This window comes from Photorhabdus cinerea, from assembly GCF_011189575.1.
In the GTDB taxonomy this organism is placed as follows: Bacteria; Pseudomonadota; Gammaproteobacteria; order Enterobacterales; family Enterobacteriaceae; genus Photorhabdus; species Photorhabdus cinerea.
Window position 1 is genome coordinate 1 of record NZ_PUJW01000009.1, and the last position, 15,267, is coordinate 15,267.

Consider the following 15,267-nt stretch of genomic DNA (forward strand, 5'->3'; position numbering starts at 1 on the left):
TGTTGTTCACTCTTCAAGACTTGTCAGTATTTTTTTGTGATACCGTCTTGTGAGTGCCCACACAGATTGTCTGATTAATTGTTAAAGAGCAGGCTGCCATAAAATCGCATGTTCCCGGTCAGCCGGGTGCGTATATTACGCTGTTCGCCCGCAGAGTCAAGCGCTTATTCACGTTGCTCTGCCTGACCCCACCAGCTTTTTTCTCAGCGGGGTGTCGGTCAGTGGGGCGCATTATAGGGCGTTCTTCGGCGCTGGCAAGTGTTTATTTGAAAAAAAAATCCGCTTGATTACCAATTAATCGAAAACAACGCTAAATTACGATTTTTTACACAAAATGGAAAAAAAAGAGGCAGTTCCCTACCTCTTCATCTTCAATTTCTTCAACTTAGTATAAAATTACTGTTTTGCTATGATATGGCCATTTTCCATATCCAGAGTAACTGGTTTTCCTGGCAATAGCTGGCCGGAAAGTATCTTTTGAGCTAATGGGTTTTCAATCTCCTGCTGGATAGCCCGCTTCAATGGTCGTGCACCATAAACAGGATCGAACCCAGCTTCTGCCAACATTTCCAACGCTTGCTGAGTAATTGTAACTTGATAACCGCGTTCTTCCAGACGTTTGTACAAGCGCTGCAATTGGATATCTGCAATCTCTGATAAATGCCGACGCCCTAATGGATGGAACACAACAGCTTCATCAATACGGTTAATAAACTCAGGTCTGAAATGATGGCTAACAATTCCCATCACAATATCTTTCATTTCACTATAATTCAGGCTGCCTAAACGTTCCTGGATCACGTCCGACCCGAGATTAGAAGTCATGATTACAACTGTGTTACGGAAATCGACAGTACGACCTTGCCCATCAGTCAATCGACCATCATCCAGTACTTGCAATAAGATATTGAATACATCCGGGTGCGCTTTTTCCACTTCATCAAACAAAATAACGGAATAAGGTCGGCGACGAACAGCTTCTGTCAGATAACCACCTTCCTCATAACCAACATACCCTGGAGGTGCTCCCACCAACCGTGATACCGCATGCTTTTCCATAAATTCAGACATATCGATACGCACCATTGCGTCATCGCTATCAAACAGGAAATTCGCTAACGCCTTGCACAACTCAGTTTTACCAACTCCGGTCGGACCAAGGAACAAGAATGAACCAATCGGACGGTTTGGATCAGCTAATCCAGCGCGGCTACGACGAATCGCATTGGAGACTGCATTTACTGCTTCATCCTGACCAATAACACGTTTGTGCAATTCTTGCTCCATGCATAACAGTTTATCTTTTTCACTCTCAAGCATTCTGGAAACAGGAATACCCGTCCAACGAGCAAGAATTTCAGCAATTTCTACATCGGTAACTTTGTTACGAAGAAGTTTCATATTCTTACCTTCAGCTTGTGTGGCTGCGGCAAGTTGTTTTTCCAGTCCGGGTATTTTTCCGTATTGAATTTCAGACATCTTCGCTAGGTCACCACTACGGCGGGCCTGTTCTAGGCTGATACGGGCGTTTTCTAGTTCTGCTTTTATATGCTGAGTACCAGTAAGCTCAGCTTTCTCAGCTTTCCATTCTTCTTCCAGCTCAGAATATTCGCGTTCTTTTACAATCAGCTCTTCATTAAGCATTTCAAGCCGTTTTTTACTGGCACCATCAGACTCTTTTTTCAATGCCTGCTGTTCCAGCTTTAATTGAATGACCCGACGTTCCAAGCGGTCCAACGTTTCAGGTTTTGAATCCATTTGCATACGCAGACTAGCTCCGGCTTCATCGATCAAGTCGATAGCTTTGTCTGGCAACATACGATCTGAGATATAACGATGAGATAATGTTGCTGCCGCGACAATGGCAGGATCTGTAATCTGTACATGATGATGTAACTCATAACGTTCTTTCAGACCGCGCAAAATAGCGATAGTGTCCTCCACTGAAGGTTCTGCAACGTAGACTTTTTGGAAACGGCGTTCCAATGCCGCATCTTTTTCAATGTATTGACGATATTCATCTAGTGTTGTTGCACCAACACAGTGAAGTTCACCACGAGCCAAAGCGGGTTTCAACATATTACCGGCATCCATTGCCCCATCAGCTTTACCCGCACCAACCATAGTATGTAATTCATCAATAAACAGAATGACATTACCTTCCTGTTTGGAAAGATCATTCAGCACACCTTTCAAGCGTTCTTCAAATTCACCACGATATTTAGCCCCTGCTAACAGAGCTCCCATATCCAGAGAAAGAACCCTCTTATTTTTCAGCCCTTCTGGAACTTCGCCATTAATAATCCGTTGAGCCAGCCCTTCAACGATAGCCGTTTTACCAACCCCTGGTTCACCAATCAGCACTGGATTATTTTTAGTACGGCGTTGCAATACTTGAATAGTACGGCGAATTTCTTCGTCGCGGCCAATCACCGGATCAAGCTTGCCTTGTTCAGCTCGTTCAGTAAGATCAATGGTATATTTTTTCAGAGCCTGGCGTTGATCTTCCGCTCCCTGATCATAAACTTTTTCACCACCACGCACCTGCTCTATTGCCTTAGTGATTTTTTCTTTTGTTGCTCCAGCAGTTTTCAGTATGTCATTCAATGAGCCACGTTCTTCCAGTGCTGCCAGAACAAATAATTCAGAGGAAATAAAATTATCTCCCTCCTTTTGTGCTAGTTTGTCGCACAAGTTTAAATGACGAATTAAGTCGTTAGATGGTTGTACATCACCACCAGCACCCTGTACCTGTGGCAAACGTTCTAAAACCTGCTCAAGTTGGTTGCTGAAACGACCAGTATCGATCCCAATTGACGTTAATAATGGGCGAATAGAACCACCGTCCTGTTTCAACAGTGAGCTCATCAAGTGAATTGGTTCGATAAATTGATTATCATTCCCCAGTGCAAGGGACTGGGCGTCAGCGAGAGCAAGCTGGAATTTATTAGTAAGACGATCCAGACGCATAACACCTCCAAATACTAATCAGAATTTCGCTACTGGAGATTAGATGAGGCCATTCCTCAAATATTCAAGGTTTATTCTGAAAAGCAAATTGTGAGACATTATCTTATGCGCCAGCGGATCGCCCCATGGAATAGGTTATATCAGCCAGATTAAAGTTGCCATACGTCCGGTGATCCCATCACGACGATAAGAGAAAAACTTCTCTTTATTATTGACAGTACACTCGGCACCCCCAAAAATCGCTTTTACACCAATAGATTGCAATTTTAATTTTGCCAACAAATATATATCTGCTAAGTATTTCTCACCAAAATGCACAAAAGCTTTGCTCAGATCAGAATTCTGGACCACAAACGCGTCCATAACTTCATTGCCAACCTCAAATTCTTTCGCGCTAATCGCAGGTCCTAACCAAGCTTGAATCTGATCAGGCTTAGCTTTAAATTGCCTAATCGTATTTTCCAGTACTCCAGCACATAAACCGCGCCAACCTGCATGAGCTGCTGCAATCTCATCACCGTCAGAGCTACAAAATAGCACAGGTAAACAATCTGCTGTCATCACAGCACAAACTTGCCCAAGAATGTTGGTGTAAACCGCATCAGCTTTATTATTTTCCACTGGCTGACCATTGAGTCTCACAACACGAGTGCCATGAACCTGTTCTAACCAAACTGGCTGCTGAGGCAATTCTGCCACCTCAGCTAATATCTGCCTGTTTTGGTCAACAACATCAGGATTATCTCCAACATGCTTACCAAGATTTAAACTATCATAAGGTGGCAAGCTGATTCCGCCCAAGCGAGTAGAACTACAGGTTTTTACTGTTGTAGGTTGTGGCCAGTTTGGAAAAATAAGCGATGTCATCTACCAATCCATATCATCTTTGAACACTTCTGCATCAGCTTTTAATGCATTAATCAGAATGACCATATCTTCAGGTAGTTCAGCATGCCATTCCATTTCAATGCCTGTAATTGGATGATAGAGACGCAACATTGTTGCGTGCAATGCCTGACGATCAAAGTTGCGCATCACATCGCGAAATTCATCGGAAGCCCCTTTTAGAGGGCGAGGACGACCACCATACAGAGGATCTCCCACCAATGAGTGGCTAATATGAGCCATGTGAACACGTATCTGATGTGTTCTACCTGTTTCTAGCCTCAGACGCAAACGGGTATGTGCCCTGAAATGCTCCATCACCCGGTAGCGGGTAATAGCAGGTTTTCCCATCGGATGCACCGCCATATGCGTTCGTTTTGTCGGATGGCGTGAAATTGGCTCTTCAACTATTCCACCCGCAGTCATTCGTCCTGTCGCTACAGCTTCATATTCACGAGTAATTTCGCGTAGTTGAAGTGACTCTACTAAACGGGTTTGAGCTGGAACAGTTTTAGCTATAACCATAAGCCCAGTCGTATCTTTATCGAGGCGATGAACAATGCCTGCCCGGGGAACATCGGCTATTTCAGGGTAGCGGTATAGCAGAGCATTTAATACCGTACCATCTGGATTTCCCGCTCCCGGATGAACGACCAAATCACGCGGTTTGTTTATTACTAGAATATCATCATCTTCATAGACAATATTTAACGCAATATCCTGAGGTTCCCAACGCGCATCTTCCTCAATGATAGCATCAATTGAAACTTCTTCACCTCCCAGCACTTTTTCTTTTGGCTTATTGATTAATTTACCATTAACCTGAACTCTATCATCCAAGATCCAATCTTTTATGCGTGATCTTGAATAATCAGGGAACAATTCGGCCAAAGCCTGATCTAAACGTTGACCGAGCTGAGATTCGGCGACTGTTGCATTAAGTCGTATTTGTTGTGCCATATATTGTTTCTACACTTACGTTGAGTTTTGACGGCAGAGCCGTTTAATTTAATATAGTGTGCTATTGTAACTCGATCTTTTACCGGGAGCTTCATGGATAGTCTCCCAGAAAAACACTCATAGGATAATCAACACGTGATGATACGCATGAAATATCTAGTGGCAGCAGCCACATTGAGCCTGGTACTTTCCGGGTGCTCTGGTAATAAGAATGTTGTCCCCGACAGCACACCTTCAGAAATTTATTCTGCGGGTCAGGAAAAGCTGCAAGACGGTAACTATAAAGGTGCCATCACGCAATTGGAAACCCTCGATAACCGCTATCCATTTGGCCCTTACTCGCAGCAAGTACAACTTGATCTGATTTATGCTTATTATAAATCCTCTGACTTACCAATGGCATTAGCTTCTATTGACCGCTTTATGCGCCTAAACCCAACTCATCCCAACATTGATTATGTTCTGTACATGCGAGGATTAACCTCGCAAGCACTGGATGACAGCGCACTGCAAAGTTTCTTCGGGATCGACCGTTCAGATCGTGATCCTGAACATGCCAGGGCATCATTCAGAGATTTCAGCCAGTTAGTACGTTATTATCCTAACAGCCTGTATGCTACCGATGCCAGAAAACGTTTAATGTTTATCAAAGAGCGCCTGGCAAAATATGAACTTTCTGTTGTGGAATATTATAACAAACGTGGAGCTTATGTCGCAGTAGTAAATCGAGCTGAACAAATGCTGCATGATTACCCCGATACGCAATCAACCCTCAAAGTGCTGCCTTATATGGAAAAAGCCTATACACGTTTAGGCTTAACAGCACAGGCAGATAAAGTAGCAAAACTAATTGCTGCTAATCCAGCATAAAGAAGTATAAAATAAAACAGCAGTTCCGGCTGTTGTTTTATTTTTACTCATAAAATTCAAAAAAGGCCGTTTGTCAATAGGGTTAATAATGGCTCAACTTATCAATAATGGCTCATAAGCCCCCACCCCGCAACAGGTATTCTTCGTATTCTTATTATTAATCACAATTACTTCAACTACTTGACAAATACCTGATTAAAAGTGATTTAAATCACCTTTTTTGTGAAAAAGAATTGTATGCTGAAATCATTAAAGGCGGATCATCAATGATGAGAGGTAACTATATGATAGTGAATATTACCAGCAAAAAAATGGAAATTACCCCAGCAATTCGCAACCACGTAGAAAACCGTCTGAACAAACTAAATAAGTGGCAAGTGAATCTGATAAACCCTCATATTATTCTATCAAAAGGGCCACAGGCTTTTATAGCTGATGCAACCATAAGTATACCAAATGGTACATTGGTTGCCGGTGCAAAACATGAAGATATGTATATTGCTATCAATGAGCTGTTAGCAAAATTGGAGCGCCAGTTAAATAAAGTACAGCACAAAGGTGAAGCACGTCGTACTCACAACAGTGTTAAAGAATCAAATCTTAACCTCCAATAAAATAACTATATCCTGTCTCTAACGCGTCCAATTTGGACGCGTTTTTTTATTGACAGAAACAACGACATGAGGTTAATTAGAGTATATTGTTTATGCAGACGGTAAGTACAATGAATATAAACCTGTTTTTCTTCTCTTTCTTTTTTCACCTTCTCTTAAGGGAGGCTTTCGTCATTTAAGAAAGAACAAGAAGACGAACAGTCAGCCTCCCAATCGGGGGGCTTTTTTCTGTCCACTGTAAACATATTATTATCAGAATATGAATAACCAATTAGGAACTCATTATGGATCAAAACAATTTGCTGAAAATACGGAAAAAAGTCAGCGAACTTGATTTAAAGTTACTGGTTTTACTGGCAGAACGTCGCCAATTAGCTTCTGATATTGCGCAGACTAAACTACAGGATAATCGTCCTATAAGAGACAAGGATCGTGAACGGGAGCTGCTGGATGTTCTAATTACGAAAGGGAAAAATCACGGGCTTGATGGCTTTTATATCACTCGTCTGTTTCAAACGATTATCGAAGATTCTGTACTTACACAACAGGCATTATTGCAACAATACCTTAATCAAACACCTTACGATTCAGCCCACATTGCATTCCTTGGTCCTCGTGGTTCCTATTCTCATATCGCAGCCCGCCAATATGCTGCACGTCATTTTGATCAATTGATTGAATGCAGTTGCCATAAGTTCCAGGATATTTTTTCCTTGGTCGAAACAGGTCAAGCTGATTACGGGATGCTGCCGATTGAAAACACCAGTTCTGGCTCTATCAATGATGTTTATGACTTATTGCAACATACCAACCTGTCAATTGTAGGCGAAATAAATATTCCTATTAATCATTGCCTACTGGTTGCAAACGATACAAAACTATCGAAGATAAAAACGGTTTACAGCCATCCTCAACCATTCCAACAATGTAGCCAGTATATTAATCAATTCCCACATTGGAAAATCGAATATTGCGAAAGCACTGCCGCAGCCATGCAAAGGGTAGCTGAAGAGAATTCACCAGATATCGCAGCCTTAGGCAGTGAAGTTGGCGGAGCACTTTATCAGTTACAAGTTTTGGCTCAAAACTTGGCAAATCAACCACATAATATTACCCGTTTCATCATCGTTGCTCGTCAGCCTATTGAAGTTTCAGGACAGGTACCGGCCAAAACAACATTTATTATGGCAACTGGACAACAAGCTGGTGCATTGGTAGACGCACTTATGGTTCTAAAAAAACATAATATTATTATGAGTAAACTGGAATCCCGCCCAATTAATGGCAATCCATGGGAGGAGATGTTTTACATTGATGTTCAAGCCAACCTCCGTTCAATCAATATGCAGAACGTCTTGAAAGCATTGGCGAAAATCACTCATTCACTGAAAGTACTAGGTTGTTATCCGACAGAAAGTGTAGTTCCTGTTAGCCCATCCTAAATAAAAAAAACCGGGTACCAAGATATCCGGTTTTTTTCATTATTGGCGGTTATCATTCGCTTGCTGAAGTAATACCCGGCTCTCTTTCATAAAGCGAAATGCATAATCACCAAACCATTCACTAACGCTTTTAAAACTACTGATAAAAGCTTGTTTATCCTGATTTTCCAGTATCTCAAGCGCTTGTCCAAAACTTTGATGATAACGGCGTATCAAATCAATATTCTCTGGTGATGACATAATAATATCAGCGTAGAGCTGAGGGTCCTGTGCAAATAACCGCCCGACCATAATTAGTTCTAATCGATAAATTGGCGAGGATATTGATAATAATTGCTGCAAATCAGCACCTTCCTGTGCAAGATGTTTCCCATAAACAAATGTTGTGAAGTGGCGTAATGCTTGGATAAAACTCATGTTTTTATCATGCTGTTCAGGATTTATCTGGTACAAACAAGCCCCCCAAACCAGCAATTGTTCCAAAAACCACTGATAAGCTTTGGATTGGCGTCCATCACAGTAAACAACAACTTGTTTTACCAAACTACCTACATCAGGTCCAAACATAGGATGTAATCCCAACACAGGACCTTTATGCACATCAAGCATAGCCTGTACTGGCTCCCGCTTAACGGATGCCAAATCCACCAAAATGCAATGATCAGGCAATGGTGGTAAACGACGAATAACCTCTTCCGTTAAATGAATAGGTACACTGATAATGACCATACCTGCACCATTCAGAATCTGCTCTGCGTCAGGCCAATCCTGTGATTCCAAATTTCTGACCTTATAACCAGATAAAGTTAACAGGCGACCAAACAGTTTCCCCATTTTGCCTAAGCCACCAATAATAACTATCGGTCCCAATTGAGGGCAAAGAGTCTTAAACCCTTTATTATTTTCGCTAGTATAAGACTCCCGCATAATACGACGCAGAATATCTTCAATTAAATCCGGTGGAACACCAAAATTTTCAGCCTCTTGACGACGCGAAGCAAACATCGCAATTTCTCTATCAGGCGCATAAATTGGCAGCCCATTCTGGCTCTTTACTTCACCAACCTCTGCAACTAATTCCAGGCGCTTTGCCAGTAAAGACAGCAACGCTCTATCCACTTCATCAATCTGATCCCGCAATTGAGATAATTCAGCTACCATATTTATTACCCTGCTTTTTTCATTGTCACAATTCTTTGCGACAATTGCTGACTGATTTGCTGATGCAATTTTCTCAAAACCGCTTCTGTAGTCTGCCAATTAATACAAGCGTCGGTTACTGATACGCCATATTTCATTTCACTACGAGGTTGTTCAGAAGATTGATTACCCTCATTAATATGGCTTTCCAACATAATACCAGTAATCGATTGATTGCCTGAGACGATCTGTTCTGCTACAGAATCCAAAACTAAACTTTGGCGACGAAAATCTTTATTAGAGTTACTATGGCTACAATCAATCATCAAGGACGGCAATAATCCAGACTGCATCATTTGCTGTTCACATTCCATGACATGTTCAGAACTGTAGTTAGGTGTCTTGCCACCACGCAAGATAATGTGTCCATTTGGGTTACCATGTGTCTGTAACAAACACACTTGTCCCGACTGATTTATCCCCATAAAACAGTGCGGCATAGCAGCTGCACACATCGCATTAATGGCAGTACTTAAGCTGCCATCAGTCCCATTCTTAAAACCAATAGGCATGGATAGGCCAGAAGCCATTTCCCGGTGCGTCTGGGATTCAGTCGTTCTTGCTCCAATTGCCGCCCAACTAAACAAATCTCCCAAATATTGTGGAATATTCGGATCTAAAGCTTCTGTTGCAAGAGGTAATCCCATTTTAACTAAACAGTGAAGTAAACGGCGAGCAATATGCAGACCCGCTTCTACATTAAATGAACCATCCATAAATGGATCATTAATAAGACCTTTCCAGCCTACTGTTGTACGAGGTTTTTCAAAATAGACACGCATCACTATATACAGATTATCACTTAATTCAGAAGAAAGTGCTTTCAAACGATGAGCATAATCCAGAGCCACATCCACATCATGAATAGAACAAGGACCACACACTACCAATAAACGAGGATCGCGTCGCTGAATAATATCGGCAACTATTTTACGTGCATTTTCAATAGAATGCTGATCATCATTATTCAACGGATACTGTTGCTTTAGTTTTTCGGGGGTTATAAGAATTTGTTCATCTCTGATGTGAACATTATTTAGCGCATCTTTCTGCATGACCATTTCGGTTACCTCCTCCAATTGATATTCTGTATTAATTTATTTTTATGTATCTGACCGATAACATATCACACAAAGTAAAGAATACAATCCAATTGTGTAAATAAAATCAAAATATCGTAAATAATTTTTTACAAAATTGGTGTTTTGACCTAAAAAAAATATACAATCAATATTTATTAACAATAGAAAATTATTTCCAAAATAAATACATTAGAGATAATTATATTTTTAAATGAGAAAGTATTTTACCAAAAGAAATTAACACCAAAACACAAGTAGTAATATTTTGTTGTTATTTCTGTATATTTAAAATTAGAACCATCAAACGATAATAAAATATTTATTACACTTCATTACCAAAAGAACAAATAACATCAACCTTGAGATTCATATTTAAAAAAATCATTCAGATTCATTTATATAAAATTATTGAATTACACTAACAGAATATTAAGTAATAGTTATATTCTTATATTACTCGGCATGATTATGTAGGAAATTAGTGTCACCAACTCTTGAAAGCAAGTTATATTCCAATAAAAATTTTACACCGCTCTTTACCAAATTGAATAACTAAGGGCCGGAAAGTCCGGCCTTTCCATTAAAATATTCGTTATAGAGCTTGCTGTAAGAAAGCAACCAGTTCCTGATTAACTTTATGTGGTTGCTCCAATGTGGAAATATGACCAGCATCCTGAATCACAACGTAGTCACAGCAAAGTATTTCAGCCATCAAATAACCTTCCAAAGGTGGACGAGGAATATCCTGCTCACCAGTGATGACAAGAGCAGGAATATCCAGTTTTTCCAACAAATGAATTCTATCCTCACGCCCAAAAATCATTCTCCCTAACGGAATAATGCTATTACGTAATGTTTCTGCAGGAATTTTTACCAAGCGCTGAGTCAATTCATCCACTAAATTCTGAGTTGGTTGCTGACTGAAAAAGATTGGTACTATCTGTTGTAAAAGAGGCTCAGGAATAGAGCCAACCTGCTCTATCATATCCAGTATAGCAAAGTATTTTTTATGAGTAACTTCAGGCTCTAACCCCACAAAGGTATCCATTAGCACCAATGCTTTGACTCTGTCCGGTACCATAGCAGCTAATTCAGTTCCCCACATACCACCAGCAGATAAACCAATTACAGCAAACTCTTTAATTTTAAGTTGATCCATTAACGCCAGGTAATCTTGAGCCAAATCAGCCAAAGTCTTATGTTGCTCTGGTAATTCCGCCGAGTTTCCATGCCCCCATAGATCAGGAGCAATTACCCTATATTTTTTACTTAACACATCGATCTGTGGGGCCCACATATCGGAGTTAAACAAATAACTATGCCCCAGCAATAGCGGGAAACCTTCACCTTCATCCCGGTAAGCCATTGTTTTATTGTGTAGCTGAATAGTTTTCAAAAAAAATCCTTATGTTAGTTAGTCACGTATAAAATCATTCTAAAATACTCGAAATAATTGTCTTTAAGATTATTACGCTTAGACAATAAGACATTGTCGAATAATTCACCGATGAATTATAAATAGAAAAAAAAGAGGTCAGCAATTGCTGACCTCTTTAACGATAACTTTCGGATGTAACGAAAGCGTATTATTTTCTGCCCAGGCGCTCTTTAATACGAGCAGCCTTACCAGAACGCTCACGCAGATAGTACAATTTAGCTCTACGAACAGCACCACGGCGTTTAACATTGATGCTGTCTACGACTGGGGAGTGAGTCTGGAATACACGCTCAACGCCTTCGCCGTTAGAAATCTTGCGAACAGTGAATGCAGAGTGCAAACCGCGGTTACGGATAGCGATAACCACGCCCTCGAATGCCTGCAGACGTTTCTTTGAACCTTCTACGACCCATACCTTAACTTCCACGGTGTCACCCGGACGGAACGAAGGTACGTCTTGCTTCATCTGCTCTTGTTCAAGCTGTTTAATAATGTTGCTCATAATAATTCTCTTACCCTAGGTAAACTGATATATCAAAGACATTCCCTTCAGGGATATGTCTGGATTAACTCGTTGCTTCAGTCAGATTCCCGTTGGAACTCTGCTAGCAATATCCTTTGCTCGTCAGTCAGAGCTAGGTTTTCCAGAAGTTCAGGTCTTCTAAGCCAAGTCCGGCCAAGCGATTGTTTCATACGCCAGCGATTAATTTCAGCATGGTTACCCGACAGCAGAACTGACGGAACTTCCATACCATCTAATACCTCTGGGCGGGTATAGTGCGGACAATCCAGCAATCCATCAGCAAAAGAATCTTCCTCCGCCGATGCCTGATGCCCCAGAACTCCTGGAATAAACCGGGAAATGGAGTCAACCATAACCATCGCAGGGATCTCTCCGCCACTGAGCACGTAATCACCTATAGACCACTCTTCGTCAATCTCAGTTTGAATAACTCGCTCATCTATCCCTTCATAGCGGCCACAAATCAGAATCAGTTTCTCATTTGCTGCCAGCTCACAAACTCCTTGTTGATTGAGTTTGCGCCCTTGAGGTGAAAGATAAATCACCTTCGCACCTTCGCCTGCCGCAGTTTTTGCTGTATGAATAGCTTCTCGTAAAGGCTGAACCATCATCAACATGCCTGGACCACCACCATAAGGGCGGTCGTCAACAGTACGATGCCGGTCATAGGTAAAATCCCTCGGATTCCAGCATTCAATACTTAACAGGCCCTTTTTTACTGCTCGGCCAGTTACCCCATAATCGGTTATTGCGCGGAACATTTCAGGAAACAGGCTAATAACCCCAATCCACATTATAGCGTCCCACTCATTTCAACCGTTTATAACCGGAGTTTAAAAACCAGGGTCCCAATCTACTTCAATGGTTTTAGTAGCGAGATCGACTTTCTTGATAACCTGCCCATCAAGAAACGGGATTAGCCGCTCCTTGATACCGAATGCATCTTTCAGGTTTGCTTTAACTACCATTACGTCATTAGAGCCGGTTTCCATCATATCACTGATAGTACCCAGGCTATAACCTGCTATGTTCACTACCTGGCATCCCATAAGGTCCTTCCAGTAGTAATCACCTGTATCCAGCTCCGGTAGTTGTCCTGAATCTACGATAATTTCGCAATTAGTCAGTAAATTCGCAGCATCCCGATCATCAATACCTTTAATTTTGATGACCATATCTTGATTATGGTGTTTCCAGGCTTCCAATTCGATGTGTTGCCACCGACCTGCCCGTTGAATAAGCCACGGTTGATACTCAAAAATGTTTTCGGCGTGTTCGGTGGAAGAAAAAACTCTGAGCCAACCACGAATACCATAAGCTGAACCTAGTTTTCCCAATACAATTGGTTCCACTGGAAGCTTAAAACTGGCTTGCTTGCTCATAGTTACCACCGCGACAGATTAAGCTGCTTTTTTTGCATCTTTGATCAGTGTAGAAACACGATCAGACACAGTTGCACCCAGACCAATCCAATGTTCAATACGGTCCAGATCTAAACGCAGTGTTTCCGCATTCCCTGTTGCAATAGGGTTGAAAAAGCCAACGCGCTCAATAAAGCGACCATCACGCGGGCTGCGGCTATCGGTCACTACTACTTGGTAAAACGGACGCTTTTTTGCGCCGCCACGAGCTAAACGAATTGTTACCATAACATCCTCATTAGTTAACAAAACAGCCAGACTTCATCGAGGAATGAAGTCCGGTTGTCAGATAAAAAGCCCGAAAAGTTTACTCACTTTGGCGCAAAAAGCAATCCAAAGTGGATATTCTTCGAGACTTTATCAATTAATGGCCCATAAATCCGGGTGGCATCATGCCCTTCATACCACGCATCATTTTCGCCAAACCACCTTTTTTCATTTTCTTCATCATGCGTTGCATTTCATCGAATTGTTTAAGTAGGCGGTTAACATCCTGAACCTGGGTACCGGAGCCACTAGCAATACGTCTCTTACGGGAACCTTTGATAATTTCTGGTTTTTCCCGCTCCTTACGTGTCATCGAATTTATAATGGCTTCCATTTTTACCAGCACTTTATCATCCATCTGGGATTTCACTGCATCTGGTACTTGAGACATCCCCGGCATTTTGCTTAACATACTGGCCATACCGCCCATATTGCGCATCTGCTTAAGCTGGTCCAGAAAATCATTTAAATCAAAGCCATCGCCTTTTTTCAGTTTAGAAGCCAGTTTTTCTGCTTGGGTACGATCAACTTTACTTTCAATCTCTTCAATCAGGGAAAGAACATCCCCCATCCCAAGAATACGAGATGCAATACGATCTGGGTGGAAAGGTTCCAGTGCATCTGTTTTCTCACCAACACCCAAGAATTTAATCGGCTTACCGGTAATATGACGAATAGACAGCGCAGCACCGCCACGGGCATCACCATCGACTTTAGTCAACACAACACCTGTCAGTGGCAATGCTTCATTGAAAGCTTTTGCCGTATTAGCAGCATCCTGCCCCGTCATAGCATCAACAACAAATAAGGTTTCTACCGGATTGATGACTTCATGAACCTGTTTGATTTCATCCATCATGGCTTCGTCAACATGCAGACGACCCGCGGTATCCACTAAAAGCACATCGTAGAATTTCAATTTGGCGTGCTGTACCGCTTTCATCACGATATCAACCGGTTTTTCCTGAGCATCAGAAGGGAAGAAATCGATGCCGACTGTTTGCGCCAATGTTTCAAGTTGTTTGATAGCAGCTGGCCGATAAACGTCCGCAGATACAACCAAAACTTTTTTCTTCTGTTTTCCCTTCAGAAAGTTACCCAATTTAGCAACGCTGGTCGTTTTACCAGCACCTTGCAAACCTGCCATTAATACAACAGCTGGAGGCTGAGTAGAGAGATTCAGTTCACTGTTAACTTCTCCCATCGCCTTGACCAGCTCATTCTGAACAATTTTGACAAATTCCTGGCCGGGTGTAAGGCTCTTATTAACTTCGTGGCCTACCGCGCTCTCTTTAACGCACGAAATGAAGTCACGCACTACAGGCAATGCAACATCAGCCTCAAGTAAAGCCATGCGAACTTCGCGCAGTGTCTCTTTAATATTGTCTTCAGTCAGTCGCCCACGGCCACTGATATTGCGCAATGTGCGCGATAGTCTGTCGGTTAAATTATCAAACATTGTCTCTGCTCAATTTTTAAAAATGGGCTGCCTGTAAAGCGTATTCTGAAAATTATAACACGATGATAAAGGGATCTCTGCACAGAGATTTGCACTAATGAATTAACAACGGTTGGAGGCTACCTTTGCTGGCGCT

Annotated in this window: 14 protein-coding genes and 1 other annotated feature; of the genes, 3 read left to right on the plus strand and 11 right to left on the minus strand. The window is 41.7% G+C overall.

Annotated elements, in window-relative coordinates:
* Nucleotides 1-396: 396 nt before the first annotated feature.
* The 3 genes from clpB to rluD all read right to left on the minus strand — a co-directional run bounded on the left by clpB (nt 397) and on the right by rluD (nt 4,815).
* Entirely contained in the window at nt 397-2,970 is a 2,574-nt protein-coding gene (gene clpB / locus C5469_RS10050; protein WP_166305649.1) for an ATP-dependent chaperone ClpB, read from the minus strand.
* A gap of 135 nt (nt 2,971-3,105) precedes the next feature.
* On the minus strand, nt 3,106-3,837 hold the full coding sequence (yfiH, locus tag C5469_RS10055) for a purine nucleoside phosphorylase YfiH (protein ID WP_166305652.1): 732 nt from the start codon (nt 3,835-3,837) through the stop codon (nt 3,106-3,108).
* Nucleotides 3,838-4,815, minus strand: coding sequence for a 23S rRNA pseudouridine(1911/1915/1917) synthase RluD (rluD, locus tag C5469_RS10060; protein ID WP_166305655.1), 978 nt, complete (start codon nt 4,813-4,815; stop codon nt 3,838-3,840).
* A 147-nt stretch (nt 4,816-4,962) separates the two neighbouring features.
* Between rluD and bamD the strand changes: the two genes are divergently transcribed.
* The 3 genes from bamD (at nt 4,963) to pheA (ending at nt 7,741) form a co-directional block, all read left to right on the plus strand.
* Nucleotides 4,963-5,685 (plus strand): outer membrane protein assembly factor BamD, encoded by a 723-nt coding sequence (gene bamD, locus C5469_RS10065; protein ID WP_207628931.1) that lies wholly within the window; start codon nt 4,963-4,965, stop codon nt 5,683-5,685.
* A gap of 284 nt (nt 5,686-5,969) precedes the next feature.
* Nucleotides 5,970-6,299, plus strand: coding sequence for a ribosome-associated translation inhibitor RaiA (gene raiA / locus C5469_RS10070; protein ID WP_166306072.1), 330 nt, complete (start codon nt 5,970-5,972; stop codon nt 6,297-6,299).
* Between the two features lie 109 nt (nt 6,300-6,408).
* Nucleotides 6,409-6,529, plus strand: a sequence feature (Phe leader region).
* A gap of 54 nt (nt 6,530-6,583) precedes the next feature.
* Nucleotides 6,584-7,741 carry a bifunctional chorismate mutase/prephenate dehydratase gene (gene pheA / locus C5469_RS10075; protein WP_166305658.1) on the plus strand — a complete coding sequence of 386 codons (1,158 nt, stop codon included), beginning with the start codon at nt 6,584-6,586 and terminating at the stop codon, nt 7,739-7,741.
* 39 nt (nt 7,742-7,780) lie between these two features.
* Here the strand turns inward: pheA and tyrA are convergent, their stop codons facing one another.
* From tyrA to ffh, 8 genes are all read right to left on the minus strand, one after another.
* Nucleotides 7,781-8,902 carry a bifunctional chorismate mutase/prephenate dehydrogenase gene (gene tyrA, locus C5469_RS10080; protein WP_166305661.1) on the minus strand — a complete coding sequence of 374 codons (1,122 nt, stop codon included), beginning with the start codon at nt 8,900-8,902 and terminating at the stop codon, nt 7,781-7,783.
* 5 nt (nt 8,903-8,907) lie between these two features.
* On the minus strand, nt 8,908-10,002 hold the full coding sequence (locus C5469_RS10085; protein ID WP_166305664.1) for a 3-deoxy-7-phosphoheptulonate synthase: 1,095 nt from the start codon (nt 10,000-10,002) through the stop codon (nt 8,908-8,910).
* Nucleotides 10,003-10,615: 613 nt separating this feature from the next.
* Nucleotides 10,616-11,419 carry an alpha/beta fold hydrolase gene (locus tag C5469_RS10090; RefSeq protein ID WP_166305667.1) on the minus strand — a complete coding sequence of 268 codons (804 nt, stop codon included), beginning with the start codon at nt 11,417-11,419 and terminating at the stop codon, nt 10,616-10,618.
* Between the two features lie 190 nt (nt 11,420-11,609).
* Nucleotides 11,610-11,963, minus strand: a complete 354-nt coding sequence (gene rplS, locus C5469_RS10095; RefSeq protein WP_166305670.1) for a 50S ribosomal protein L19 — start codon at nt 11,961-11,963, stop codon at nt 11,610-11,612.
* A 77-nt stretch (nt 11,964-12,040) separates the two neighbouring features.
* Nucleotides 12,041-12,778: a tRNA (guanosine(37)-N1)-methyltransferase TrmD gene (trmD, locus tag C5469_RS10100; protein WP_166305673.1), complete on the minus strand. Its 738-nt coding sequence runs from the start codon at nt 12,776-12,778 to the stop codon at nt 12,041-12,043.
* A gap of 39 nt (nt 12,779-12,817) precedes the next feature.
* Nucleotides 12,818-13,366 (minus strand): ribosome maturation factor RimM, encoded by a 549-nt coding sequence (gene rimM / locus C5469_RS10105; protein ID WP_166305676.1) that lies wholly within the window; start codon nt 13,364-13,366, stop codon nt 12,818-12,820.
* A gap of 18 nt (nt 13,367-13,384) precedes the next feature.
* The gene (rpsP, locus tag C5469_RS10110) at nt 13,385-13,633 is read right to left on the minus strand and encodes a 30S ribosomal protein S16 (protein ID WP_054480063.1); all 249 of its coding nucleotides are present in this window, start codon (nt 13,631-13,633) and stop codon (nt 13,385-13,387) included.
* Nucleotides 13,634-13,769: 136 nt separating this feature from the next.
* Nucleotides 13,770-15,131, minus strand: a complete 1,362-nt coding sequence (gene ffh, locus C5469_RS10115) for a signal recognition particle protein (protein ID WP_054480064.1) — start codon at nt 15,129-15,131, stop codon at nt 13,770-13,772.
* Between the last annotated feature and the right edge of the window lie 136 nt (nt 15,132-15,267).